This is a genomic window from Erythrobacter insulae (genome assembly GCF_007004095.1).
Lineage (GTDB): Bacteria > Pseudomonadota > Alphaproteobacteria > Sphingomonadales > Sphingomonadaceae > Erythrobacter > Erythrobacter insulae.
Genome location: NZ_VHJK01000001.1, coordinates 1,573,811 through 1,596,897, shown reverse-complemented (window position 1 = coordinate 1,596,897; position 23,087 = coordinate 1,573,811). Strand labels below are relative to the sequence as shown.

The window sequence follows — 23,087 nt, the reverse complement described above, 5'->3', positions numbered from 1 at the left end:
CCGCGATGAACCGCTTTCGCTTCTCTCTTACCACTGTCTTGGTTTTCGGGCTGTGCGCCTGCGCGCCAAGCAGTGCGGGAGACGATAAAAGCGGCGAAAGCACGCCAAGCGTACCGCCCGGTTTTGAACTGGCAGCAGCCAAGACGGCTACTGCAGATCGGCGTGGAAACGACGCCGGAATCCCGCGTGATTTCACAAATGACCGGTCACAGGTCGTTGATCTATCGGTTGAAGAACTTGCGGCTTTGTCGGCGTCAGATGATATCTGGTTGATCGATGTGCGCACCGATGAAGAGGTAGCGAATGGCATGGTGGCTGGGGCCACGCATATCCCGCTTGCCGCGTTTTCGCCCGGTCCAGACCTGATTGATCAGGCCAAGGGCCGTGAAATCGTTCTCTATTGCCGATCGGGACGTCGTTCAGCGATCGCCGCCAAAAACCTTTCTGGATACCTTGGTGAACCCGTGAAGCATCTGACCGGCGGCTTTAACGCTTGGAAGGAAGCGGATCGGGATACTCAATAACGCAGCACCGCTGCGCTTCATATCGGCCGATCAAACAGCGAAATCGGGACTAACAAATAACGATATAAAAAGGGCGGCTCCGCGAGATGCGAGGCCGCCCTTTTCTATTGGTTATGGACGAGGTCGTTAGACGCTCTTTTTCACTTTGAACTTGCGGCGTCCCAAGATCGCTGCGGCCGCAAGCCCGAACAGAGCCATCATCGGCGGTGCCGGTACTTCTGTTCCGCTGGTGGTCGCGCCAGATGTCGAGCCGCTTGAAGAGCTGGAGCTTGAAGACGAAGACGAAGACGAACTGCTGCTGCCCGATGAGCCGCTGCTGCCAGATGAGCTCGATGAGGACGAACTGGACGACGAAGTCGAAGAACTCGTGCTGCTAGTCATATCGCCTGAGGTGCCGCCACTGGTTGCACCGCCCGAAGAAGAACCGGAGCTGGAGCTCGACGACGAACTGCTCGACGAAGATGAACCACCGGTCGAAGTTGCACCGCCAGAAGTGTTACCGCCGCTTGTTCCACCGCTTGATGAACTGCTCGAGGATGAGCTGGAGCTGGAGCTGGACGAGGAGCCGCTCGAAGATCCACCAGTCGATGTCACACCGCCAGAAGTATTACCGCCGGACGTGTTGCCTCCTGAAGTGTTCCCGCCTGAGGTATTCCCGCCTGAGGTATTCCCGCCTGACGTGTTGCCACCCGAGGAGCTCGATGACGAGCTGGAGGATGAAGACGAAGACGAGCTGGAGCTAGAGCTGCTGGAGCTCGAAACATTGCCAGAAGAGCTGCTCACATTTCCGGATGAGCTGGATACGTTACCGGAAGAACTTGAAACATTGCCGGATGAGCTGGACACGCCGCCGGTGCTCGAAGACACGGTACCCGTGCTCGAAGACACAGTGCCAGTGCTCGACGACACAGTGCCAGTGCTCGAAGACACAGTGCCAGTCGAGCTGGATACGTCACCCGAAGTCGTCGAGGTCGTGCTTGAGATACCGCCGGAGCTGGACGAAACCTGACCAGTCGAGCTGGAAACATCGCCAGTCGATGTCGAAGTCGAAACCTGACCAGTCGAAGAACTGATCGTGCCAGTCGACGATGTTGTCGATGTTGAATTATCAATGTCGATGATAATGCCGCCGCTCGACGAGCCCGGGTCTCCGCTTGATGTCGACCCTCCGGTTGTTGTTGTGCTTACAACAGAAACATCACCCGAAGACGAACCGCCTCCGCCAAAGAAGCCCCCGAAGAAGCCGCCGCCGCCGCCAAAGCCGCCACCAAAGCCGCCGCCGCCGCCGATAATGATCGGGGCGCCGCCACCGCCGCCGCCGCCTGTGATTGGCGGAAGCGGAGGAAGGGGAGCAGGTGCATAGGCGACCCGCTGAATTGGTGGGCATTCATTTGCGTCAATATAAGCGCGCGTTGCACCAGCCGGAAGCGGCGCAGAGCCAGCAACCGTTTGAGCGCCCGAACCTACGCCTGGACCTGCACCGATGGGCTGACACTCGATCGTGCGCTCCACAATACGGCGACGGCGCTGTTCTGGGCGCGGCAATTCGCGAGCGCGCGTTTTGATGTAGCGCGGCCCGTCCACATATTGCGGCCCCTTGATGTAGCGCGGCTCCGCAATAGGAACACCTTTCCGGCTCTCTTCGACCAACTCGCCGTCGAGGTTCGTGGTGTATTGCGGCTCGTCGGTGTTGAGCGGCTCGGCCACGCGCACTGCGCCACCCTGGATAAGGGCGACACCGGCGACAGCGGCGGAGAGCTTTGCAGCAGCCAATTTGAGCGACATAAGTTCAGACCTTGCTTTCTGATGGTGTTGGAATGCGGCCCACCCGCACCTCCACCAATTCCAAGCCTGTCATGCGGGAGGAAAGCCGGTCGCCGCAATGCGGTTAACCATGAATTAGGGCCGTTAACGCGGCTAAGGCGCCCCAAACGGGCGGATTTCACCCCCGCTGTCCCGTTTTGATACCGATTAAACAGCCTAAGTTAGCCAAATCGTTATCCTTAAACCGGAAAACGCCTGATCAGCGCCGCGTGCGAATCTAGCCTTCAGCCCTGTTCCTGGTCACCAAACAGCCCGTCTTGAGCTGGTGGCTTGACCCTTGGAGGGGCCATTTCAAGATGCTCCCAACCGGCATCATTCAACACACGTCCGCGCGCGGTGCGCGCCAACAATCCCAGTTGAATCAGGTAGGGTTCAACCACATCCTCAACCGTATCGCGCGGTTCAGCCAAGCCCGCCGCCAACGTCTCAACCCCGACCGGACCCCCTTTGTAAGTGGTTGCGATCATTGCAAGATACCGGCGGTCCATCGCATCCAGACCAAGCCGGTCAATCTCCAGACGAGTCAAGGCATCATCCGCACCTGCGCGCGTGACGGTGCCTTCGCCAGCCACATGCGCAAAATCGCGCACGCGCCGCAGCAAACGCCCCGCCACTCGCGGGGTCCCGCGCGCACGGCGGGCGATCTCACGCGCTCCGCTGGCTTCGATTTCCAAGCCCAGCAGCTTTGCGCCGCGGGTTACGACCTGATCCAGCTCATCATGGGTGTAGAATTGCAATCGCACCGGAATGCCAAACCGGTCGCGCAGCGGCGTGGTGAGCAAGCCCTGACGGGTTGTCGCCCCGATCAGAGTGAACGGCGGAAGATCAATTCGCACGCTGCGCGCAGAAGGCCCCTCGCCGATGATAATGTCGAGCGCGCGGTCCTCCATCGCAGGATAGAGCACTTCCTCGACCACCGGATTGAGCCGGTGGATCTCGTCAATAAACAGCACATCATGCGGCTCAAGATTGGTCAGCAGTGCGGCAAGATCGCCCGCTTTGGCAATCACCGGCCCCGAGGTAGCGCGAAAACCCACGCCCAGCTCATTCGCGACAATCTGTGCCAGCGTGGTCTTACCCAGCCCTGGCGGTCCGAAGAACAGCGTATGGTCCATCGCCTCACCGCGCGATTTGGCGCTTTCGATGAAGACGCGCAAATTATCCCGCGCGCCTTCCTGACCGATAAATTCGGCAAGGCTCTTGGGCCGCAAAGCCTGATCGGGATCGCCGATTTGCCGGTCGGGCGAGTGGATGGGATCGATTTCGGACATCAGAACGGATTAAGCGTATAGCCCTGCTGCTGCAATTCGGCGTGGACGGTCATCGCGGAAAGATCCATATCGACCCCGTCGATCAGATGCTCTCGTTTGACCTGATAGACCGATGCGCTCTGGCCGCAGATGACGAACAGCACGCCCTTTTCAAGCATTTCGCTGACCATCGCGGCCGATGCGTTCGGGCCCATCTCGCGTGCACCCCGAGCTTTGTCCGTGATCAAATCGAGCACTGCCGTGCCGTGGACCACAACAACAATGCGGATATCCTCCGCATCTACCCCGGCGGCAACGTGCATGTTGATGAACCGCGCCGCGCTTTCAAATCCGCGATTGCGCGCGCCGTCATCGGCCTTCTTGGCAACGTCGAATGCAACCGCGAATTCAGTTCCGTCGGGAAACGACTCCACCCCCTCGACAGGCGCATGTGGGCCGAATTCTTCGAAGACCGGGCCGGTTTTGAAAGCCGACATATCGGCCTGTTGCGCAGCAAGGGGCGCGGCGCAAACGCTGATCATGGCGAGGATGAACTTCATTGTTTTCATTTGTCACCTAACTGCCGGGTGAGACCTTTTTCGAGAGTCCGAGTAAAAACGCAAACACGCCAATACCTGCGAATTGCAGCACCGGTATGATAAAAAACACCAGACCTCCCTGAGCATCCGGTCTGCCGATGTAGAACGTATCGATATAACCCCAGAGGCCGAATAGCGCCGCGATCGCGGCGGCAAGAGTCCATGCAGTTTGAGTGGAATCCATAAACGACGCCAGCCCGACAGGAGCAATGGCGACAATCAGGAACGGGATGGCCAGTGCAAACCAGCCGATGCTGTCCGGATCACCCTGATTGGTCATAATAGCTGCCACTATCGCGGCGTAGATAGCGGTCACGATTGCTGCCGATCTGTTCTTTATCATCCAGCCGCCCTTTTCAGCGCCACGCGGATCAAGTCGCCCTCTTTCGCTCCCTCGCCCAATTCCGCCTGCGCCCGCGCGACGGCCTGCGCCGCGACCGCTGGTTTAAAGCCGAGATTTTCGAGCGCGCTCAACGCGTCCGCACTGGCGCTGCCTTTGGGCAATGCGGCACCTGCCACACCAGAAATACCGCCGCCGGGTAATGCGCCGGCTTTGTCCTTAAGCTCATTAACGATCCGGCTTGCGAGCTTCGGCCCGACGCCATTCGCGCGCGCCACCGTCGCCGCATCGCCGCCTGCACAGGCATCGCGGACTTCGCCAATGGAAAGCGCCGACAGGATCGCAAGCGCCACTTTGCTGCCCACACCCTGAACCGTAGTCAGCAACCGGAACCAATCCCGCTCCGCGCTTTCGGCAAAACCGAGCAGCCGCATATCGTTTTCGGACACCTGAAGATCGGTGTGAACCGTACAGCCTTCGCCAACCTCGCCGAGGGCGGCGAGCGTTTTGGTCGAGCAATGGACCAGATAGCCCACGCCTTGAACATCGACGATTGCCCAGTCCTCGCCCGTCTCATCCAGCCGCCCTGATAGCTTTGCGATCATTCTTGGTGTCTCTTGGCCACGCTAAAATACATAATTTGTTCTGGCGCATACGAACCCGCAGCGCCAGACATTATGGACACCGGCCCACAGTTGCGACATGAGAGCGGCATGAGTGTGAATACCTTCGGGCGCGTCTTGCGCTTTACAACATGGGGCGAAAGCCACGGTCCCGGTCTTGGCGCGGTTCTGGATGGCTGTCCACCGGGATTGCCGCTGCGTGAAAGCGACATTCAACCCTTTATGGATGCACGCAAGCCGGGCCAGAGCAAGTACACAACGCAGCGTAAAGAGGCAGATGCCGTGCGCATCATGTCCGGCGTGTTCGACAATGCAGACGGCCAGCAGGTGACAACCGGCACCCCAATTCATCTGATGATCGAAAACACCGATCAACGTTCAAAAGACTATTCTGAAATCGCGCAAAGCTATCGCCCGGGACATGCCGATTATGTCTATGATGCGAAATACGGCATTCGCGATTATCGCGGAGGTGGCCGTTCCAGTGCACGCGAAACGGCAGCGCGCGTTGCCGCGGGCGCAGTCGCGCGGCTGATTATTCCAGAGGTTGAGATCACGGCGTTTGTCTGCGAGCTCGGCGGCGACCGAATTGATCCGGCCGCCACCGACTTTAAAGAGATTGGCAACAATCCGTTCTTTTGTCCTGATCCCGCGGCGGCAAAACGTTGGGAAGAACTGGTCGATAATGCCCGCAAAGACGGATCATCACTGGGCGCAGTGGTAGAATGCGTGGCGACAGGCGTTCCGGCGGGCTGGGGCGCGCCCGTCTATGGCAAGCTTGACAGCGATCTTGCCGCCGCCATGATGACAATCAACGCGACCAAAGGCGTGGAAATCGGCGCGGGCTTTGAAGCCGCGCGACTGACCGGCGAACAAAACGCCGATCCGATGTCACCCGGCCCCGATGGCAAACCTGTCTATGCCAGCAACCATGCCGGCGGCACAGCCGGCGGAATTTCAACCGGGCAACCAGTTGTTTGCCGGGTCGCATTCAAGCCCACCAGCTCGATCCTCACTCCGGTTGATTCGATCAATTCGGCAGGCGAGGCAACGCAGGTTCGCACGAAAGGCCGCCATGATCCTTGCGTAGGCATTCGCGGCACGCCGGTGGTCGAAGCGATGATGGCATTGGTGCTCGCCGATCAAAAAATGCTCCACCGGGCACAGTGCGGTTAGTGCAGTTAAAATCTCCGCGCTGCTACAGGCTCGCCAGCTTACACGTTTTTACTTAGACCATGAAACCAAAGGCTATTTTGATGTTCTTGCCGGGTGACAAACCGTTCAGGTATTCGTAAGGCTGTGGCGGGATCAGTAACTTTTGGAGAATTCGTATGAAAAGACTGCTGGCCCTTGCCTCATTCACCGTGATCGTGGCAACCGCTGCCAATGCGCACGACGTTTTGCACGGATCGCATGACGATCACGACCACGGCAAACAATGCGGACACGCCGCACTCGAACACGCCGGCCATGTCGATTATCTGCATGGCAGCCACTTGCATCACTCACATGATGGGCATGTTGACGAACACACCCTTCCGGTAAGCTCGAGCAATCCCAATGCTGAAGAGCTGGTCAAATCTGTCGGAGGCGAAGATCATATGCACGGCCACGAAGGCGAAGAGCATGATGTGGTTCAGCACGGCGCTCATTTCGATTACGTTCACGATGGCCGGTTGCACCATTTGCACGGCGATCACACCGATGATCATGGTTCTGTGAATGTTATGCAAAACACCTAATTTCTTGCCGCCAGGCCGCGCTTCACCGGCTCTGGCGGCAATTTTCACAAGCTCCGACAAACGGTGATTGCTTCGAGCCTCGCGGGTTGATAGCTAGGTAATTCGATCAACCTCCCCAGTTGAAACCCACAGGTATTACCATCCAATCACTATCCACTGACCAGCCCGGCAAGTGCTCCCAACTTTCGGGCGGCACCGGCGAAGATCACGTTTCGCACGCCGATTCACGAGAAAGCGGCATTGCCATCAATCCGCGCGCTCTGGCACGCGAACTGGCGGCATTTCGCACGCCGCGCACCTCGCGCAGCATATGGGAGGTCGCGTCAACTTTTGTGCCGTTCGCGGTCCTGATCGGCGTGATGCTGTTTGCGCTGCAGGCGGGATATTACAGCGCGCTGGCGCTCACCCCTTTTGCAGGGATGCTGCTGCTGCGGCTGTTTATTATTCAGCATGACTGCGGGCATGGATCATTCTTCAAAAGCAAGAAAGTGAACACCTGGCTGGGCCGTTCCATCGGGGTTCTGACACTAACCCCCTATGATTGCTGGCGGCGCAGCCATGAATTGCACCATGCCAGCACCGGTAATCTGGACGCGCGAGGATATGGCGATGTCGATACGCTGACCGTGCGCGAATACCGCTCAAAAGGCCGCTGGGGCCGGTTCAGCTATCGCCTGTATCGTCATCCGATCGTGCTGATGGGACTTGGCCCGGCATACCTTTTTTTGGTGCGGCATCGCCTGCCTATCGGGTTAATGAAGGCCGGCTGGCTTTATTGGATCAGCGCGCTGGGCACCAATGCAGTCACCGCGGCGGTCCTCATCGCGCTCGGCCTGATATTCGGGGCTTTTGTGACCACAATGGTGTTTTTGCCGGTGCTGCTAACGGCGGCTTCGGTGGGTGTGTGGCTGTTCTATGTCCAGCATCAGTTTGAAGACACGCATTGGGATAACCGTGAAGATTGGGACTATCACGCATCGGCCATTGGCAGCAGTTCATACCTGCACCTGCCCGCTGTGATGAACTGGTTCACGGGCAATATTTCGATCCACCATGTCCACCATCTGGTCAGCCGCATTCCGTTTTACCGGCTACCCGCCGCCCTAAAAGCGCATCCCGAACTGATGGAGGTCAATCGGGTTTCAGCCCGTGAGGCGGTAAGCACGATGTGGCTTACGCTGTGGGATGAAGATCGCCGCAAACTGATCAGTTTCCGCGAAGCATCGCGGCTTCCGGCCTAATCTGCCGCTAACCCGAAAAAACGTTTCACCGTGTTCGGGAACGATTTCAAATCGTTCCCGTTTTTGTGATTGAAAATTCCGATCTTCGCAATCGCACAAATCGTCTTTTGTGCGATGCAGCAATCGCTATGTGAGCTGCAACAGAGATTTCAATCCAACAACATTTTAGAACAAGGGAAATTACAATGGGTATTATCGGTTCAACCGTTCAACCGTTCACCGCCACGGCATTTCAGGCCGGCAAAGATTTTTTCGACGTCACTGAAAAAGACATCGAAGGTAAATGGACCGTATTCTTCTTTTATCCGGCCGATTGGACCTTTGTTTGCCCGACCGAGCTTGAAGACATGGGTGAAAAGTACTCTGTCCTTCAGGACATGGGTGTCGAAGTATACGGCGTCAGCACCGACACGCATTTCAGCCACAAGGCATGGCACGACAGCTCCGAGAAAATCGGCAAGCTGAGCTTCCCGTTCCTGGGTGACCAAATGCACAAATTGTCGAACCAGTTTGGCGTCCTGCGCGAAGGCGTAGGTCTGGCCGACCGTGCGACGTTTGTGGTCGATCCCGATGGCGTTATCCAGATCATGGAAATCACTTGCGAAGGCGTTGGCCGCAATGCCAACGAACTGACCCGCAAAATCAAGGCCGCACAATATGTCCGCGCCAATCCAGGTCAGGTTTGCCCCGCAGCGTGGGAAGAAGGCAGCGACACACTCGCACCTTCGCTCGACCTCGTCGGCAAAATCTAAGCCTTACTTTTACAACCTTCGCCGCGCGGGCTTCTCCCCCCTCCCTGCCCGCGCGGTTTAACACCCGAACCCTCCCCCAATTTGGGTTCAGGTCGCAAAAAGGGTCCGGCTCGCGCACGCTATCCCCCTCCCAAGCATGCAGCGAACCGGACCCGATTGCCCTTTATAAACGGCAATAGCGGGGACCGAAATTCAAGCAGACTTTCGCCAAAGGAAACACCATGCTCGACGCCAATATGCAGACCCAGCTCAAACAATATCTCGCCAATCTGCGCGAGCCGATCGAGCTTGTCGCATCGCTGGACGATAGTGAAAAATCGCAGCAAACCCGCGCGCTTCTTGCTGAAATCGCCGAGCTGCATGATGATGTTTCCGCACAGTTTGACGGCACACATGATCGCAAGCCGAGCTTCATCATTCGCCGCGCTTCCGATGCAAACAAGTGGGTGCGGTTTGCCGGTCTGCCGATGGGACACGAATTCACGTCTTTGGTGCTGGCTCTGCTTTGGGCAGGTGGTCACCCGCCAAAAGTAGACGCCGATCTGATTGAGCAGGTTCGCGCTCTCGAGGGCGATTTCGAATTCGAAATGTTCTTCTCGCTCAGCTGTCACAATTGCCCGGACGTGGTGCAGGCTCTTACGCTGATGGCATTCGAAAATCCGCGTATCACCGCGACTCTTATCGAAGGCGGCACTTTCCAGGACGAAGTTGAAGATCGCGGCGTGCTCGCGGTTCCTGCTACTTTCCTGAATGGCGAAAGCTTTTACAACGGCAAGATGGAACTGGCGGAAATCCTGTCCAAATTGGACAGCGGCGCAGATGCCAAGGCTGCCGAGAAACTGTCTGCTAAAGACCCCTTCGAGGTTTTGATTATTGGCGGCGGACCAGCCGGTTCAGCATCCGCAGTCTATACCGCCCGCAAAGGCTTCCGTACCGGAATCGCCGCAGAACGCTTTGGCGGCCAGTTGCAGGATACTCTGGGAATCGAGAATTTGCCCGGCACCAGCTACACCGAAGGCCCCAAACTTTCCGATAATCTGAAAGCCCAGGTGCGCGAGAACGAAATTGATCTGATGGATCTTGCCCTCGCGACGCAGCTAAAACCGGCAGGCCAGCCGGGCGGAATGCATGAAGTCACCTTTGCCAATGGCGCGGTGTTAAAAGCCCGCTCGCTCATCCTGTCGACCGGTGCCCGCTGGCGCAATCTCGGGGTTCCGGGCGAAGCAGAATACCGCAACAAAGGCGTTGCCTATTGCCCGCACTGCGACGGGCCGTTGTTCAAAGGCAAACGGATTGCAGTCATCGGTGGCGGAAATTCCGGCGTCGAAGCAGCAATCGATCTGGCAAAGATCGTTGGTCACGTGACGCTGGTGGAGTTTGATACCAAACTGCGCGCAGACGAAGTTTTGCAGCGCAAATTGCGCTCGCTCTCAAACGTAGAAATCATCACCAATGGTCAAACAACCGAGATTACAGGTGATGGATCACGCACCAATGGTCTGATCGTAAAAGACCGCGAGAGCGGCACAGAACAGACCATCGAACTTGAAGGTGTGTTCATCCAGATCGGCCTTGTACCGAACACAGAATGGTTGAAAGAAACCGGTTTGGAACTGTCCAAATATGGAGAGATCATCATTGATCAGCACGGCGCAACCAATCTGCCCGGCATTTACGCCGCTGGCGATGCGACCACTGTGCCGGACAAACAAATCGTCGTTGCTATGGGCGAAGGCGCAAAAGCCGGCCTTGGTGCATTCGATTATCTCATCCGCAATGAGCCGGTCGAGGACATCGCTCAGGCAGCGTGATCGCAAAAGCCAATCAATCAGAGCGCATTAATCGATTGGACTGATCAGAGCGCGTCCACCATACTCTTGCCATCACGCTCGGATAGACCGAGTCTTATGTGCGAGAGGAGAAACAAATGGACGCGAAAACTGGAGATATGAGCGGCGGATGCCCGTTTCACGGCGATGGAGGTATGCGCACTCTATTGGGCCGTACCAACCGGGACTGGTGGCCCGAGGCAACACAACTCGACATCCTGACCGAGGAAGGCAAAAGCGCCAATCCGTACGGCGAAGATTTCGATTATGCCGAGGCTTTCAACGCGGTCGATTACGCAGCTTTGAAAGCTGACTTGACTGCTTTGATGACCGATAGCCAGGATTGGTGGCCGGCCGATTACGGTCATTACGGACCATTTTTCATCCGCATGGCATGGCACGCAGCCGGCACCTATCGCACAGGCGATGGCCGCGGCGGTGCAGGCACAGGTCAGCAACGCTTCGCGCCTCTGAACAGCTGGCCGGATAACGGCAACCTCGACAAAGCGCGCCGTTTGCTGTGGCCGATCAAACAGAAATATGGCCGCAACATCAGCTGGGCCGATCTCTTCATCCTCACCGGCAACGTCGCAATCGAAAGCATGGGCGGTCCCGTCTTTGGTTTTGGTGGCGGTCGTAAAGACGTGTTCGAACCGGAAAGCGTATATTGGGGCACGGAAGAGCAGTGGGTGAACGAAGGTGTCGCCACGCGCATCCAGCCAACCGAAGGCCGGGCTCTCGAAAACCCGCTTGCCGCGATCCAGATGGGACTGATCTACGTCAACCCTGAAGGCCCGCAAGGCGATCCGCATGACGCCGAAGGCATGGCCCGCGATATGCGTCAAACCTTTGCCAATATGGCGATGAATGACGAAGAAACCGTCGCGCTGACCGCTGGCGGTCACGCCTTTGGCAAAGCGCACGGCGCGCAGCCATCAGAAACCTTCAGCGGTGCCCCTGAAAGCGAGATGCTGGAACAACAAGGTTTCGGCTGGCTGACCGATGATGAGGAAATCGGAAAAGGCCACATCACCACCTCTGGCATCGAAGGCGCTTGGACACCAAACCCGACACAATGGGGCGGCGACTATTTCCGTTTGCTGTTCAAATACGAATACGAGCTTGTCCAAAGCCCCGCCGGTGCGAACCAGTGGCAACCGATCAACCCGGACCCCGAAGACATGGCGCCCGATGCGCGTGATCCTTCGAAAAAGGTTCCGACGATGATGACCACTGCCGATATGGCGCTCAAACGTGATCCAGAATATCGCAAGATTTCAGAGCGTTTCCGCGATGACCAGTCTGCTCTGGATGATGCGTTTGCGCGCGCATGGTTCAAATTGTGCCACCGCGATATGGGGCCAAAGGTCCGTTATCTCGGCCCGGAAGTTCCTGCGGAAGATTTGATTTGGCAGGACCCGGTTCCAGCGGGAACACAGGTCTCCGATGCCGACGTCAAAGCTTTCAAATCTGCTGTTCTTGGCAGCGGTCTCACTGTGTCCGAGCTGGTAAAGGCGGCGTGGGCTTCGGCCTCGACCTACCGCAATTCGGACCATCGCGGCGGTGCCAATGGCGGGTACATCCGGTTTGATGCAATGAAGAATTGGGCCGCCAACGACAGCGAGGAACTGGACAAGGTGCTTGGCAAGCTCGATGAGCTGCGCGGGAGCATTTCGATGGCCGATGCGGTTGTGTTGGGCGGTGCGGCTGCGGTTGAAAAGGCAGCCAAAGACGCAGGCTACGATGTGACCGTTGACGTCACGACGGGCCGCGGCGATGCCACCGAGGACCAGTTCGATGCCGAAAGCTTTGAGCCGCTGGAACCGTTTGCCGATGGTTTCCGCAACTACCTCAAAACCAAAGCGAACATCCGCACCGAAGACATGCTGATCGATAAAGCACACTTGCTGGGCCTTTCGATCCCTGAATTGACCGTATTGGTCGGCGGGATGCGTGCACTTGGCGCAAATAGCGGCAACCGTCCGCATGGTGTGTTTACAGATCGTGCAGGTCAGCTGACGCCGGACTTTTTCACCAACCTCCTCGACATGAGCACGAAATGGGTTCCGGTCGATGACAGCGGTGACGAGGAATATGTCGGCACCGATCGGTCAAGCGGCGAAGAGCGTTTCCGCGCAACCCGCACCGATTTGATCTTTGGTTCCAATTCGCAGCTTCGCGCGCAAGCCGAAGTCTATGCCGAAGCCGGATCGGAAGAGAAATTCGTCAATGACTTCATCGCCGCTTGGACCAAAGTCATGGACGCTGACCGGTTCGATCTCAGCTACGCCAAGTATCACAGCTGAATGATCGCAAAAATGCCCTGATCCCATAAGGGATAGGGTCGCAAGAGACCCCCGGTGCCGCCCTATTCATAATAGGCTCGCCGGGGGTCTTTGCTTGCCCGCCCTGCATTTCTACCGCAAAAGCGCGCGATGGACGCAATCACCAACAATGCCCGGTTCTGGGCTGGAATCATCTTTGCCATCGCGGCAGCCGCTTTGATCGTGCAGCCGATGCTTGGCGATGGAACCTATCTGGAAAACTTGGGCGGAATGGTTCGTTTCTTCACGATCTGGGGTAACATCGCCGCCTGCTTTGTCATGGGCTGGATCGCATTTGGCGGAAACCTCTCACGCGCGTGGATGGCAGCGCTGGCGACCGCGCTCACAGTTATTGCTCTGGTCTATTGGGGCCTGCTGTCAGGCCAGCATCATCCGGTGGGTTTTGACCGGATCACCAATCAGGCTCATCATACCATCGTTCCGGCTGCAACAATCGCGTGGTGGCTACGATTTACGCCGCGCGCAGCCGCAATCCGCCCCATGATCCCAGCGATAATGATCCCCCCGCTAAGCTATGGCGCGTTCGCATTCGGGCTGGGTGAGCTAACGGGATTTTATGCGTATTTCTTCCTCGACCTGCCGATGCTGGGTTGGGGCAGTTTCCTGCTCAACAATGCGCTGCTCGCGCTGTTTTTCGGATGTTTGGGCGCGGGATTGGTCGCAGTGAAAAATGCCGTTTCACGCGATCGTGAACCAGTCGCTTTGACTTAAGAGAACCGTGCTTTTCTGACCGATCAACGGCGCCGTTTCAGCACGAGATAAAGCGCACCCTCTCCGCCATGGCGGATATGGGCGCGGCGAACCGCTGCGATGCTGTCTGCGTGATGACTGACGGCGAGCCAATCGAGCATTTTGGCGCGAATCGCACCGCGTTTATGCTGACGATCGGCGGGATCAACAGGCCGTTCTCGCCCAGCAATCACGAGCACAAGCCGCGCATCCATCGCCCGCGCCTGATCAAGGCCGCTGATGATCCGGCCATAAGCGCTGTCGAGCGTATGACCATGCATATCAAGCGTGTAATCCGGCGCGATCTGACCGGCCTTTAGCTTGCGATTCCAGTGCGAATCCAATTGCGATGAAAAAGCGCGCCCCGCGGGACGAGGCGGTTGAGGCGGCGCAGGGCGCATGAGCCCCGGCGCTGATTTTGGCCGCTTGGGTGCAACCGGTTTGGGCGGCGGTCTGACCGGTGCCGTTTTCGGATTGGCGGCGGCTTTCGGCAGGCTCGGCGGTGTTCGTCCGGCGAGCGGTGTTATGCTTTCTGCCAAGCGCGCCCAAGCGGTCTGCTCTTCGGCGCTTAGGCCGCGCGGGACGCTCATGGCTGATCGGCGCGGAGGCGCTCCGCGCTGGTTTTCGGCAGCAGGATTATGGCCGATCCTCTGCCGCTCATACCGCCTGCGATTGTGCGGGCATCATCGCCCGCGCCCCAGAACGTATCAAACCGGTTTGGCCCTTTGATTGCGCCGCCTGTATCCTGAGCGATCCACACGCCATCGGCCACATCACGGTCCAGATCGAGCACAACGGGCGCGCCATAGGGGACATAGCGCGGATCAACAGCCACCGCGTTGCGCGGACGGACTGGCACTCCGATTGAGCCTAGCGGCCCCTCACCTTCAAGCTCGCGAAAGAAAACCCAGCTTTCATTCAAACGCATCAGGTCGGCGCCATCTTCGGGCTCTTCACGCAGATACTGGATGATGCCTTGCATCGAACCGGGATACCGGCCGGGCCCATCGCCCAGCAGATCGCGCTGGCGCATTACCGCGCCAATGCCAGTGTAGGAATGGCCATTCTGTCCCGCATAGCCGATCCGGACGACCTCTCCATCTTCGCTAATCAGGCGGCCCGACCCCTGAATTTGCAAAAAGAAAAATTCGATCCCGTCGCGCGCATAACCAATTATTGGCGCACGGCCATCGAGAGCGCCCTGCTCAATCTCGGCGCGGGTAAAGTATTGCACGCATGACCCATCGGGCAGGCGGCGGCTTAAAGGCGGGCGGCCTGTGCGCTCGCTTTGCGCCGTGCCATCGCGCCAGCATCGCTCAAGATCGCGCGGCACGCCATAAACCGGCACATCATCCGCCGATTGGCGCGTACGGCCGCCGCGAATTTGCGGCTCGAAATATCCGGTGGCAAAGGCTGCGCCATCACCGACCCGGACCGGTACAAATTGCGAGGTAAAGAATTCTGCGGCCTGATCACGGGGCCAAGTCGCCGCGGCCCGGCACGGTTCCGACCAATCGGAAGGCTGGGTCAGGCCGGATAGATCTGTCCGGCGCGTTGCAACGGGGCAGGATAACAGGAATGCGTCGAGATCGGATCCGATTTCGGCCCGGTCAGCCCCGCCAAAAGAAACTGCACCAATAGGCGATGCACCCAAAAGCGCGGCCGTTGCTGCGATGGGACCAGCTGGCGGTGTTGAAATTGGGGTTGAGGGCGGAACGGATCCAGGAATGATACGACCGCATCCAGCCAACAGCAGCAGGATCGCCAATGCTGGCCCGATACGCATCCCATATTCCTATCTGTTGAAACCGCGCAAGCGGCCCGGCTTAACCTTCGTCAGTTTCGTCCAGAACCCAGTTAGGATCGCGGGCGCTGACATTACGTGAGAAAGTCCAGATGTCGCGGCTTTCAATCGCATCATCCAGAGAGCCGGCAACCACGTTGCCATCCTTGTCACGGGTTACCGTGGCGATATCGGCCACAAACAGCATCGAAATACGAGCCATCTTGCGGTCGAGCGATGCCGAATGAATGCGAGTTTCTTCGATGCGGATCAATTTGTTTGCAAGCGTATAACCGGCTTCTTCGCGGGCATCGAGCGCGGCGGCAAAGCCTTCATACACATCGTCATCGCACAATTCGCGCAGCGTATCACGGTCACCGGTCCAAAACGCCTCAAGGATCATGCCATAGGCACCCTTTGCGCCTTCGATGAAGCTGGGCAGATCGAATGACCGGTCCGAATCGCTGATTTCGCGAATTCCCCGCTCAACTGCAGGCATCACGCCATCCATTTCCACCACACGCGGCGCAGCGGCAGGAGCAGCAGCCTGAGATTGCGGAGATCCAGCCGATTGGTTTTCACCTGCGTCAAAACGCTGCGGGATCACCTCTTCTTCGTGGTCGGCACGGCGGCCAAGCACCGAATAAAGCCGCAGCCCCAGAAACGCGGCGATCATGGCGAGAATGACGATTTCGTAAATCACTATATTGGGTCCGCTTACCTTTGTGGCCATGAGGCTGGCCAAACTGCCTACAGGGCTACATCTGAGCGCGATCCATTCCCGCGCGCGTAGCCCTATATGTTTCTCTCGTGCCCTAAATAGGCATCAATTACAATTCGCCAACAGCCAATCGGTTGCACTTATTTGCGCGAACTGAACGTTTCGTCCGGTTGCGAGCACGCCCTGCGCCTGCTAGGCGCGCGCCGGAATATGAAGTACGCACTGTAACGATGCTTTGATGCAGAGTCAGGTGCAGTCAATGCAAGTTTACTTACAATCTTTCGAAAGATCACGAATATGGCCGACGAAGGCGACATCCTCCAAAATCTCGACAGCATGCCCAATGGCGCGGATAACCAGCCGACAGCTGCGATTATCACGCAATATGTGAAAGACCTTTCGGTTGAAAATCCCAACGCGCCGGCAGTTTTCCAATGGACCGATCAGCCCCAGGTTGATGTCCAGTTCAACATTGGCACCGAAGCCGTGAACGACGAAGTCCACGAAGTGACTTTGAAAATCAACATTGCAGCCACAGCCGAGGCAGGCGCAGCCTATCTCGTCGAGCTCGCATTTTGCGGCCTTGTCGGGATTCGCAATCTGGCTGAAGATCAATCGCATGCGTTTCTTTTTGCAGAGGCACCGCGCATCCTGTTTCCATTCGCCCGCCGCATCATTGCCGATGCGGTCCGCGATGCAGGGTTCCCGCCGCTGTTGATTGACCCGATTGATTTTAACGGACTGTACATGCAGCAACTTCAGGCAAAACGTCAGCAGGAAGGCTCCGCCGGTGCCCCTCCGCCCGCAGAAGGCAACGCCTAACCGCATGCGTGCGCGGGCCTGATTCATGAGCCTGCTAAAAAACGTCGGAACGATCGGTGGGTTGACGGCTGTCAGCCGGATATTTGGCTTTGTGCGCGATATTCTGGTCGCGCGCGTCCTTGGCGCAACTGCGATGGGCGATGCGTGGCAGCTTGCCTTTATGCTGCCCAACCTGTTCAGGCGTTTGTTTGCCGAGGGCGCATTTGCCAGCGCGTTCGTGCCGCTGTTCAACCGGCGCATGAAAGACGACGGCTCGCTGGATGAGGCGCAGAGCTTCGCCTCCAGCGTCCTGTCGGTTCTGTTGCCGATCCTGATCGTGTTTGGCGGTCTTGCGATGCTCGTGATGCCGTGGGTGATCGAGTTTTTCGCACCCGAGGGGCTCGGCGACAATCCCGGCAACCTTGAAGTCGCTGTGATGCTGGGCCGGATCACGTTCCCGTATCTGATGTTCATGAGTGTCGCCACGCTCGTCGCCGCAGTGCTCAATTCCCTTTCGCGTTTTGCCGCAGCAGCCGCAGCCCCTGTCCTGCTCAATATTTGCTTGATCGCGGCACTGGGCTTCGGATTGACACTGGACGGTGATCTTGAAGCCCGGCGCACCACGGCTCAGGCGATGGCCTGGGCGCTGTCGCTGTCTGGCCTGTTGCAGGTGGTGTGGCTGGGATATTTCATGCGCCGCTCCGGCTTCCAGCTTTCGCTGGCATTGCCTAAGGTTACACCAGGCGTAAAGGAACTCGGCATCCTGATGGTTCCGGCGATCTTCGGGGCCGGCGTGTATCAGATAAGCCGGTTTGTGGACTTGTTCTTCCTCTCCACTCTACCCGTCGGCAGTTACACTTATTTGCAGATGGCGGACCGTTGGAATCAATTGCCGCTCGGCATAATCGGGATCGCTTTGGGTACAGCGATCCTTCCGGCGTTATCACGCTATCTTTCAAAGGAAGAAGGCGAGGAAGCATCACGTTTGCAATCAAACGCGATTGAGCTGGCGATGCTGCTCACTGTGCCCTGCGCCGTCGCTTTGTTCTTTACCGGCACGGCGTTCGTACAGACATTTATGGCGGGTCAGGCCTTTACACAAAGCGATGCCCTGGTCACCGGAACTGTGGTTCAGGGGCTGGTTCTGGGACTCCCCGCCTATGTGCTTGTCAAAGTCCTCACACCCAATTTCTTTGCCCGCCGTGACACACGCACGCCCGTGTTCACAGCGGCAATTTCACTGGTCGTCACAATTACGCTCAACATCATCCTGGTTCCGCAGCTGGGCGTGACAGGTCTTGCCATTGCCGGCGCTGTCGGAGCGTGGTGCAACATCATCCTGCTTGGCGGGATATTGCATGTCAGACATTTCTACCGCCTCGAACCGCGGTTGCTGGGACGAATTGTCAGGATTACACTCGCTTCGGCTGCGATGGGCGCTGCGCTGTATTTCCTTATGCGTGAAATCGATGGGTGGTTTACCGCCAGTATTCTGGAAAAAACGCTCGGCATTGCGGCAATTCTGGGCGTAAGCGCGATCACATATGGGCTGGCCGCTGTAATTCTGGGCGTCCTCGACAAGGCGACAATTGCCCGCCTAATGCGCCGACAAGGTTAGATAGAAAGAAATACAATGAGAGTCGTCTCCGGCATTCAACCCACAGGCAAGCCGCACCTTGGCAATTATCTGGGCGCGATCGTCAATTATGTGAAGCTGCAGGATGAAGCGCACGCCAATGGCGGACAATGCTTTATCTTTCTAGCCGACTTGCACGCCATATCGCAGCCACATGATCCCGCCGAACTGACCCAGAATACCCGCGAAATGGTCGCAACTCTGGTGGCCTGCGGCGTTGATCCGGCAAAAACCGTCCTGTTCAATCAGGCTCAGGTTCCCGCTCATGCGGAATTGCAATGGCTGTTGAATGGTACGGCACGGATGGGCTGGCTCAACCGCATGACTCAGTGGAAAGACAAGGCAGGCAAGAACCGCGAAGGGCAATCGGTTGCGCTGTTCACCTATCCGGTGCTGCAGGCCGCAGACGTCCTGCTGTATCAGGCGACCCATGTGCCCGTAGGCGAGGATCAAAAGCAACACCTGGAGCTCGCCCGCGATATTGCGCAGAAATTCAACAATGATTTCTGCGCCGAAGACGCGCCGCTATTCACCCTGCCGGAACCTTATATCCCCCCGGCTGCGGCACGGATCATGTCCCTGCGCGATGGCACGGCCAAAATGAGCAAATCCGATCCTTCTGAAATGAGCCGGATCAGCCTGACCGATGATGCCGATACGATCATGAAAAAGATCAAGAAAGCCAAAACGGATGCCGAACCGCTTCCGAGCGAGGAAAAGGATTTGGAGCCTCGCGCAGAAGCGCGAAACCTTGTCGGCATCTACGGCGCACTGACCGGTAAGAGCGCGCAGGAAGTTCTCGATGAACATGGCGGACAGGGTTTCGGCGTTTTCAAACCGGCGCTGGGCGAAGTGTTGGTGGAAACGCTCGCGCCGATCAATGCGCGGTTTCTCGATCTGAAAGACGATCAGGAAGCGCTTGATGCGATTCTGGCGCGCGGTGCGGCTCGTGCGCGCGAACAGGGCCTGCCCACTCTGGATGCAACTTACAATGCGATGGGATTGGTACGCGGATAAATCGCGCGCGCCCTTTCATTCAATCTCGGTTCAGGCCTCTTCTTTACAGTCTCCTTTGCTAATGGCAGTCTGCGCGTTGGAGGTCGGGTGCACACCCAATTGGATGACTCAAAGGGGGGACGTGCGCGATAACATTGGTGAAAAAAAGCGCGCTTTCAATCGTCAGCGCGATCAAACAACAGGGTATGCCATGAAACAACCTCACAAAACCTCTCTCAAACGGTTCGTACTGCCAGTTTTGCTGGCCGCTGGCCTATCTGCTTGCGCACCGACTTTTAATGCCGATGTATCGCGCTTCGCGACCACGCTGCCTGCGCCGCAAGGCCAGACTTTTGCGGTTGTCGCCGATGATCCGAAACTTGCCGGCGGGCTCGAATTTGCGCTGTACGCCGATCTGGTGGCCGATCAGCTGACAAAGCTCGGTTATTCTGCTGCGGCGTCTCCTGCAGAGGCAACGATGCTGGTCCGTTTTGATTACGGCGTGGACAATGGCCGCGAACGTGTTCGTACAACCGGCGGCCGGTTTAACGATCCATTCTTCGGACCATGGGGCCGGGGCTTTGGTTTCCGCCGCGGCTTTGCCTTTGGTTTCCATGATCCGTTCCTCGCCGGGCCGGAAGTGCGCAGTTACACTGTCTATGTCGGCGACGTCGATCTGAAGATCGACTCGACCACTACAGGTGAGCGTTTGTTCGAAGGTCAGGCTCAGGCAGCCTCGCGTTCAAACCGTTTGCAGACACTTGTGCCAAATCTTGTCGACGCCTTGTTCACTGATTTCCCTGGGAATTCTGGTGAAACGCTACGGATAACGATCAAAGATGACGGAAAGACCGTGCGCGAGGTACAGTAATAGGGTACGGACTATACCGAACAGACCCTTGGACGGGACGTAAGGGGCGGCGCAAGGGATCAGCGCCGCCCTTTTTGATTCCAGGATCCGGTTTGTGATCGATAATGCAAAAGCGGCGAACGGGAATTAAAGTTTCGCGTGGCCGCCGGTTGAACCAAAGCCGCCAGCTCCGCGCTCGGTGGCATCCAATTCGCTGACTTCCCGCCATGCGGCCTGCACCACGGGCGCCAGCACCAATTGCGCCACGCGGTCGCCGCGTTTAATCTCAAACGGCTCGGTCCCGTGATTGATCAGCAGGACTTTCAGCTCACCGCGATAATCGCTGTCGATCGTACCCGGAGTGTTCGGCACCGTAATCCCGTGTTTGAGCGCAAGGCCCGAACGCGGGCGCACCTGAATTTCATATCCAAGCGGGATCGCAACCGAAAGACCGGTGGCCACTGGATAACGGGCACCCGGATCAATCGTCACATCTTCTGCCGAAACCACATCCATGCCTGCTGCGCCTGACGTTGCGTAGGCGGGCAGCGCAAGCCCCTTTCCATGAGGCAAGCGTTTGACCTCTACCGAGACGGGAGCAAATGTTGGCGCGCCCTCGGCACCAGCTTCGCGGCTCATTCGGCGGCCTCTGCTTTCAGGGATGCGGCAATCCGTTCGACCAGCGCCATGGCGACAGCGGCCTTGGGCATTTCATCCAGGCTCTCGGTTCCATCACCGCTGACAATATGGACGCGGTTGTCATCGCCGCCCATCACGTCGCCTGAAACATCATTGGCAACAATCCAGTCGCAGGCTTTGCGTTTGCGTTTCTTCTTGGCGTTATCGAGCACATTTTCTGTCTCTGCAGCAAATCCAATCACCAGTTCAGGCCGGTTTCCGCCCGCCGCTACATTGGTGAGAATGTCCGGATTCTCCGTCAGCATCAAAGCAGGCGGCGCAGAGCCGCGCTTCTTGATTTTTTCGCCAGTGTATTCCTTTGGCCGCCAGTCCGCGACGGCGGCCACCATCACCGCAACATCGGCAGGCAAAGCCTGTTTGACCGCAGCGCTCATATCCTGCGCGCTTTCGACATCAATGCGGTCCACCCCGGCGGGGGTTTTAAGCGATACAGGCCCTGCAACCAACGTCACTTTCGCGCCGAGCGCAGCCGCCGCAGCGGCAATGGCAAATCCTTGCTTACCGCTGGATCGGTTTGCGATATACCGCACCGGATCGATCGCTTCCCAAGTGGGGCCAGCGGTGACGAGGACGTGCCGCCCATCAAGCGGGCGATAGGCAGCGTCAACCGCGTACACTTCCCCGCCCAAGGCGTCTTCATCGGCGCTTTCAATCGGCGCGGGACCAACAGGAGCCGCCGCCTGCTCGCCTTTGATATGTTCGGGCTGTTCCTTACGATCGTCGACCTCGTGATTGATCGCTTCGGGGTCGATCGGAGGTGCCGATCCTGCCCCGCCTTTCTTGGCAAGCAACGGCCCGCCAAGATCAGGATTGAATTCAATCTCTTGTTCTTCGACCGGCGGCAAGTCTGCATCGGCGATCTCTTCATCCGGCAGCTCTTGGAGATCGGCAATTTCGGTTTCGATATCTTCGTGGCTGCGCTTGGCAGTAGAGCGCGGGATGATCCGCGATAACAATCCGCTGAGACCGGTCGCTGCGCCGTCATCTTCCGGTTCGATTGCTTCGACTTCGATCTGTTGATCATTCGCGGGCGCAGGAGGTGCAGATTCTTCGACTTCGATGCCGAAATGGGCGGCGATTTCGCGCCAGATTGCTTCTGGTTCTGGCAATCGGCCATAACCGAATTCACCGCAAGCCATCGGCCCTTCATCGGGATGCAAAACCTGAACGCCGGCCTGCTCTAACAGGGTGACGTTGCGCTGGGTCGCGGCGTGTTCCCACATCCGCACATTCATCGCAGGCACCGCCATAACAGGTTTATCTGTGGCGAGGATCAAAGTGGTGGCCAGATCATCAGCGATGCCGGCGCTCATTTTGGCCATCAAATCGGCGGTTGCCGGGCATACGACCACAAGATCCGCCTCGCGGCTAAGCTGAATGTGGCCCATTTCCGCTTCGTTTTTAAGATCGAACAGGCTGGTATAAACCTGATTTTCGCTGAGCGCAGCGAGCGACATCGGCGTTACAAACTGCTGCCCGCCTTTCGTCACAACGCAGGTAACATCGCCCCCACCCTTACGGATCAGACGAACCAATTCGCAAGACTTGTAAGCCGCGATCCCGCCGCCAACCACAAGCAGGACTTTAGGTGCCGCAGCGCTCATCGCGTCAGCCCTTCTGATTTCACTTTGGAAAAGCCGATCAAGCCAGTCATTTCCGTCCAAGTCTCCTGCACCCAAAATGGCGCTCTTTATATTTGCGGCAATAGCCTAGCCGCGCATCTGCGCCTCGCCAAGACTTATGGGCCAGGGCAACGCGCGAATTCCCATTCTGCCTTGGGGTGCAATGGTTAAATTTTCTTGA

The 23,087-nt window shown here is 57.7% G+C and carries 22 protein-coding genes; 13 read left to right on the top strand and 9 right to left on the bottom strand.

Translation table 11 applies throughout. The features are described 5' to 3' along the window. Positions 1–5 precede the first annotated feature (5 nt). Positions 6–524, top strand: coding sequence for a rhodanese-like domain-containing protein (locus tag FGU71_RS07610; RefSeq protein ID WP_142788016.1), 519 nt, complete (start codon positions 6–8; stop codon positions 522–524). A gap of 145 nt (positions 525–669) precedes the next feature. Then, positions 670–1,533, top strand: a complete 864-nt coding sequence (locus FGU71_RS14110; protein ID WP_185960233.1) for a hypothetical protein — start codon at positions 670–672, stop codon at positions 1,531–1,533. A gap of 1,039 nt (positions 1,534–2,572) precedes the next feature. On the opposite strand, the gene ruvB is transcribed toward FGU71_RS14110, so the two are convergent. From ruvB to ruvA, 4 genes are read right to left on the bottom strand one after another with little or no spacing between them, the layout of a single operon-like run. Further along, positions 2,573–3,619, bottom strand: coding sequence for a Holliday junction branch migration DNA helicase RuvB (ruvB, locus tag FGU71_RS07595; RefSeq protein ID WP_142788015.1), 1,047 nt, complete (start codon positions 3,617–3,619; stop codon positions 2,573–2,575). Further along, positions 3,619–4,167, bottom strand: coding sequence for a DsrE family protein (locus FGU71_RS07590; protein ID WP_142788014.1), 549 nt, complete (start codon positions 4,165–4,167; stop codon positions 3,619–3,621). Before FGU71_RS07590 ends, ruvB begins: the two co-directional genes overlap by 1 nt. Positions 4,168–4,174: 7 nt before the next feature. Continuing rightward, a complete protein-coding gene (locus tag FGU71_RS07585; RefSeq protein WP_142788013.1) occupies positions 4,175–4,540 on the bottom strand; it encodes a hypothetical protein in 366 nt (121 codons plus the stop codon). Continuing rightward, complete coding sequence (ruvA, locus tag FGU71_RS07580; protein ID WP_142788012.1) at positions 4,537–5,142, bottom strand: Holliday junction branch migration protein RuvA; 606 nt, start codon at positions 5,140–5,142, stop codon at positions 4,537–4,539. Before ruvA ends, FGU71_RS07585 begins: the two co-directional genes overlap by 4 nt. 108 nt (positions 5,143–5,250) lie before the next feature. Here ruvA and aroC point away from each other — a divergent pair, with 108 nt between their 5' ends. The 7 genes from aroC (at position 5,251) to FGU71_RS07545 (ending at position 13,780) form a co-directional block, all read left to right on the top strand. After that, entirely contained in the window at positions 5,251–6,336 is a 1,086-nt protein-coding gene (gene aroC, locus FGU71_RS07575) for a chorismate synthase (RefSeq protein WP_142788011.1), read from the top strand. Positions 6,337–6,491: 155 nt separating this feature from the next. Then, a complete protein-coding gene (locus FGU71_RS07570; RefSeq protein ID WP_199799164.1) occupies positions 6,492–6,902 on the top strand; it encodes a hypothetical protein in 411 nt (136 codons plus the stop codon). A 119-nt stretch (positions 6,903–7,021) separates the two neighbouring features. Then, positions 7,022–8,143 carry a fatty acid desaturase gene (locus FGU71_RS07565; protein ID WP_142788010.1) on the top strand — a complete coding sequence of 374 codons (1,122 nt, stop codon included), beginning with the start codon at positions 7,022–7,024 and terminating at the stop codon, positions 8,141–8,143. A 185-nt stretch (positions 8,144–8,328) separates the two neighbouring features. Continuing rightward, positions 8,329–8,895 carry an alkyl hydroperoxide reductase subunit C gene (ahpC, locus tag FGU71_RS07560; RefSeq protein WP_142788009.1) on the top strand — a complete coding sequence of 189 codons (567 nt, stop codon included), beginning with the start codon at positions 8,329–8,331 and terminating at the stop codon, positions 8,893–8,895. Between the two features lie 221 nt (positions 8,896–9,116). Next, positions 9,117–10,706 (top strand): alkyl hydroperoxide reductase subunit F, encoded by a 1,590-nt coding sequence (gene ahpF / locus FGU71_RS07555; protein WP_142788008.1) that lies wholly within the window; start codon positions 9,117–9,119, stop codon positions 10,704–10,706. A 116-nt stretch (positions 10,707–10,822) separates the two neighbouring features. Then, complete coding sequence (katG, locus tag FGU71_RS07550; protein ID WP_142788007.1) at positions 10,823–13,030, top strand: catalase/peroxidase HPI; 2,208 nt, start codon at positions 10,823–10,825, stop codon at positions 13,028–13,030. A 129-nt stretch (positions 13,031–13,159) separates the two neighbouring features. Next, on the top strand, positions 13,160–13,780 hold the full coding sequence (locus FGU71_RS07545) for a Pr6Pr family membrane protein (protein ID WP_142788006.1): 621 nt from the start codon (positions 13,160–13,162) through the stop codon (positions 13,778–13,780). Positions 13,781–13,803: 23 nt separating this feature from the next. Here FGU71_RS07545 and FGU71_RS07540 read toward each other — a convergent pair whose 3' ends face one another. From FGU71_RS07540 to FGU71_RS07530, 3 genes are read right to left on the bottom strand one after another with little or no spacing between them, the layout of a single operon-like run. After that, positions 13,804–14,388: a Smr/MutS family protein gene (locus FGU71_RS07540; protein ID WP_142788005.1), complete on the bottom strand. Its 585-nt coding sequence runs from the start codon at positions 14,386–14,388 to the stop codon at positions 13,804–13,806. Then, entirely contained in the window at positions 14,385–15,584 is a 1,200-nt protein-coding gene (mltA, locus tag FGU71_RS07535) for a murein transglycosylase A (protein WP_142788004.1), read from the bottom strand. Before mltA ends, FGU71_RS07540 begins: the two co-directional genes overlap by 4 nt. Positions 15,585–15,624: 40 nt before the next feature. Next, the gene (locus tag FGU71_RS07530) at positions 15,625–16,284 is read right to left on the bottom strand and encodes a Tim44/TimA family putative adaptor protein (RefSeq protein WP_142789033.1); all 660 of its coding nucleotides are present in this window, start codon (positions 16,282–16,284) and stop codon (positions 15,625–15,627) included. Between the two features lie 315 nt (positions 16,285–16,599). On the opposite strand from FGU71_RS07530, the gene secB reads away from it, so the two are divergent. The 4 genes from secB to FGU71_RS07510 all read left to right on the top strand — a co-directional run bounded on the left by secB (position 16,600) and on the right by FGU71_RS07510 (position 20,606). Continuing rightward, positions 16,600–17,124, top strand: coding sequence for a protein-export chaperone SecB (secB, locus tag FGU71_RS07525; RefSeq protein ID WP_142788003.1), 525 nt, complete (start codon positions 16,600–16,602; stop codon positions 17,122–17,124). Positions 17,125–17,149: 25 nt separating this feature from the next. Beyond that, positions 17,150–18,721, top strand: coding sequence for a murein biosynthesis integral membrane protein MurJ (gene murJ / locus FGU71_RS07520; RefSeq protein ID WP_142788002.1), 1,572 nt, complete (start codon positions 17,150–17,152; stop codon positions 18,719–18,721). Between the two features lie 15 nt (positions 18,722–18,736). Then, positions 18,737–19,756: a tryptophan--tRNA ligase gene (gene trpS, locus FGU71_RS07515; RefSeq protein ID WP_142788001.1), complete on the top strand. Its 1,020-nt coding sequence runs from the start codon at positions 18,737–18,739 to the stop codon at positions 19,754–19,756. A 190-nt stretch (positions 19,757–19,946) separates the two neighbouring features. After that, positions 19,947–20,606, top strand: coding sequence for a DUF4136 domain-containing protein (locus tag FGU71_RS07510; RefSeq protein WP_142788000.1), 660 nt, complete (start codon positions 19,947–19,949; stop codon positions 20,604–20,606). Positions 20,607–20,732: 126 nt separating this feature from the next. On the opposite strand, the gene dut is transcribed toward FGU71_RS07510, so the two are convergent. Both dut and FGU71_RS07500 read right to left on the bottom strand, forming a co-directional pair. Next, positions 20,733–21,224, bottom strand: a complete 492-nt coding sequence (gene dut, locus FGU71_RS07505) for a dUTP diphosphatase (protein WP_142787999.1) — start codon at positions 21,222–21,224, stop codon at positions 20,733–20,735. Next, the gene (locus FGU71_RS07500; protein WP_142787998.1) at positions 21,221–22,888 is read right to left on the bottom strand and encodes a bifunctional phosphopantothenoylcysteine decarboxylase/phosphopantothenate synthase; all 1,668 of its coding nucleotides are present in this window, start codon (positions 22,886–22,888) and stop codon (positions 21,221–21,223) included. The genes dut and FGU71_RS07500 overlap by 4 nt, the downstream gene beginning before the upstream one ends. Between the last annotated feature and the right edge of the window lie 199 nt (positions 22,889–23,087).

Excerpts from the sequence above, each read along its gene's own strand:
- ruvA (WP_142788012.1), bottom strand. The coding sequence starts at position 5,142 with ATGATCGCAAAGCTATCAGGGCGGCTGGATGAGACGGGCGAGGACTGG.
- aroC (WP_142788011.1), top strand. The coding sequence starts at position 5,251 with ATGAGTGTGAATACCTTCGGGCGCGTCTTGCGCTTTACAACATGGGGC.
- ahpC (WP_142788009.1), top strand. The coding sequence starts at position 8,329 with ATGGGTATTATCGGTTCAACCGTTCAACCGTTCACCGCCACGGCATTT.
- FGU71_RS07570 (WP_199799164.1), top strand. The coding sequence starts at position 6,492 with ATGAAAAGACTGCTGGCCCTTGCCTCATTCACCGTGATCGTGGCAACC.
- FGU71_RS07590 (WP_142788014.1), bottom strand. The coding sequence starts at position 4,167 with ATGAAAACAATGAAGTTCATCCTCGCCATGATCAGCGTTTGCGCCGCG.
- FGU71_RS07540 (WP_142788005.1), bottom strand. The coding sequence starts at position 14,388 with ATGAGCGTCCCGCGCGGCCTAAGCGCCGAAGAGCAGACCGCTTGGGCG.
- mltA (WP_142788004.1), bottom strand. The coding sequence starts at position 15,584 with ATGCGTATCGGGCCAGCATTGGCGATCCTGCTGCTGTTGGCTGGATGC.
- secB (WP_142788003.1), top strand. The coding sequence starts at position 16,600 with ATGGCCGACGAAGGCGACATCCTCCAAAATCTCGACAGCATGCCCAAT.
- dut (WP_142787999.1), bottom strand. The coding sequence starts at position 21,224 with ATGAGCCGCGAAGCTGGTGCCGAGGGCGCGCCAACATTTGCTCCCGTC.
- murJ (WP_142788002.1), top strand. The coding sequence starts at position 17,150 with ATGAGCCTGCTAAAAAACGTCGGAACGATCGGTGGGTTGACGGCTGTC.
- FGU71_RS07510 (WP_142788000.1), top strand. The coding sequence starts at position 19,947 with ATGAAACAACCTCACAAAACCTCTCTCAAACGGTTCGTACTGCCAGTT.
- katG (WP_142788007.1), top strand. The coding sequence starts at position 10,823 with ATGGACGCGAAAACTGGAGATATGAGCGGCGGATGCCCGTTTCACGGC.
- ahpF (WP_142788008.1), top strand. The coding sequence starts at position 9,117 with ATGCTCGACGCCAATATGCAGACCCAGCTCAAACAATATCTCGCCAAT.
- FGU71_RS07585 (WP_142788013.1), bottom strand. The coding sequence starts at position 4,540 with ATGATAAAGAACAGATCGGCAGCAATCGTGACCGCTATCTACGCCGCG.
- trpS (WP_142788001.1), top strand. The coding sequence starts at position 18,737 with ATGAGAGTCGTCTCCGGCATTCAACCCACAGGCAAGCCGCACCTTGGC.
- FGU71_RS07545 (WP_142788006.1), top strand. The coding sequence starts at position 13,160 with ATGGACGCAATCACCAACAATGCCCGGTTCTGGGCTGGAATCATCTTT.
- ruvB (WP_142788015.1), bottom strand. The coding sequence starts at position 3,619 with ATGTCCGAAATCGATCCCATCCACTCGCCCGACCGGCAAATCGGCGAT.
- FGU71_RS07610 (WP_142788016.1), top strand. The coding sequence starts at position 6 with ATGAACCGCTTTCGCTTCTCTCTTACCACTGTCTTGGTTTTCGGGCTG.
- FGU71_RS07500 (WP_142787998.1), bottom strand. The coding sequence starts at position 22,888 with ATGAGCGCTGCGGCACCTAAAGTCCTGCTTGTGGTTGGCGGCGGGATC.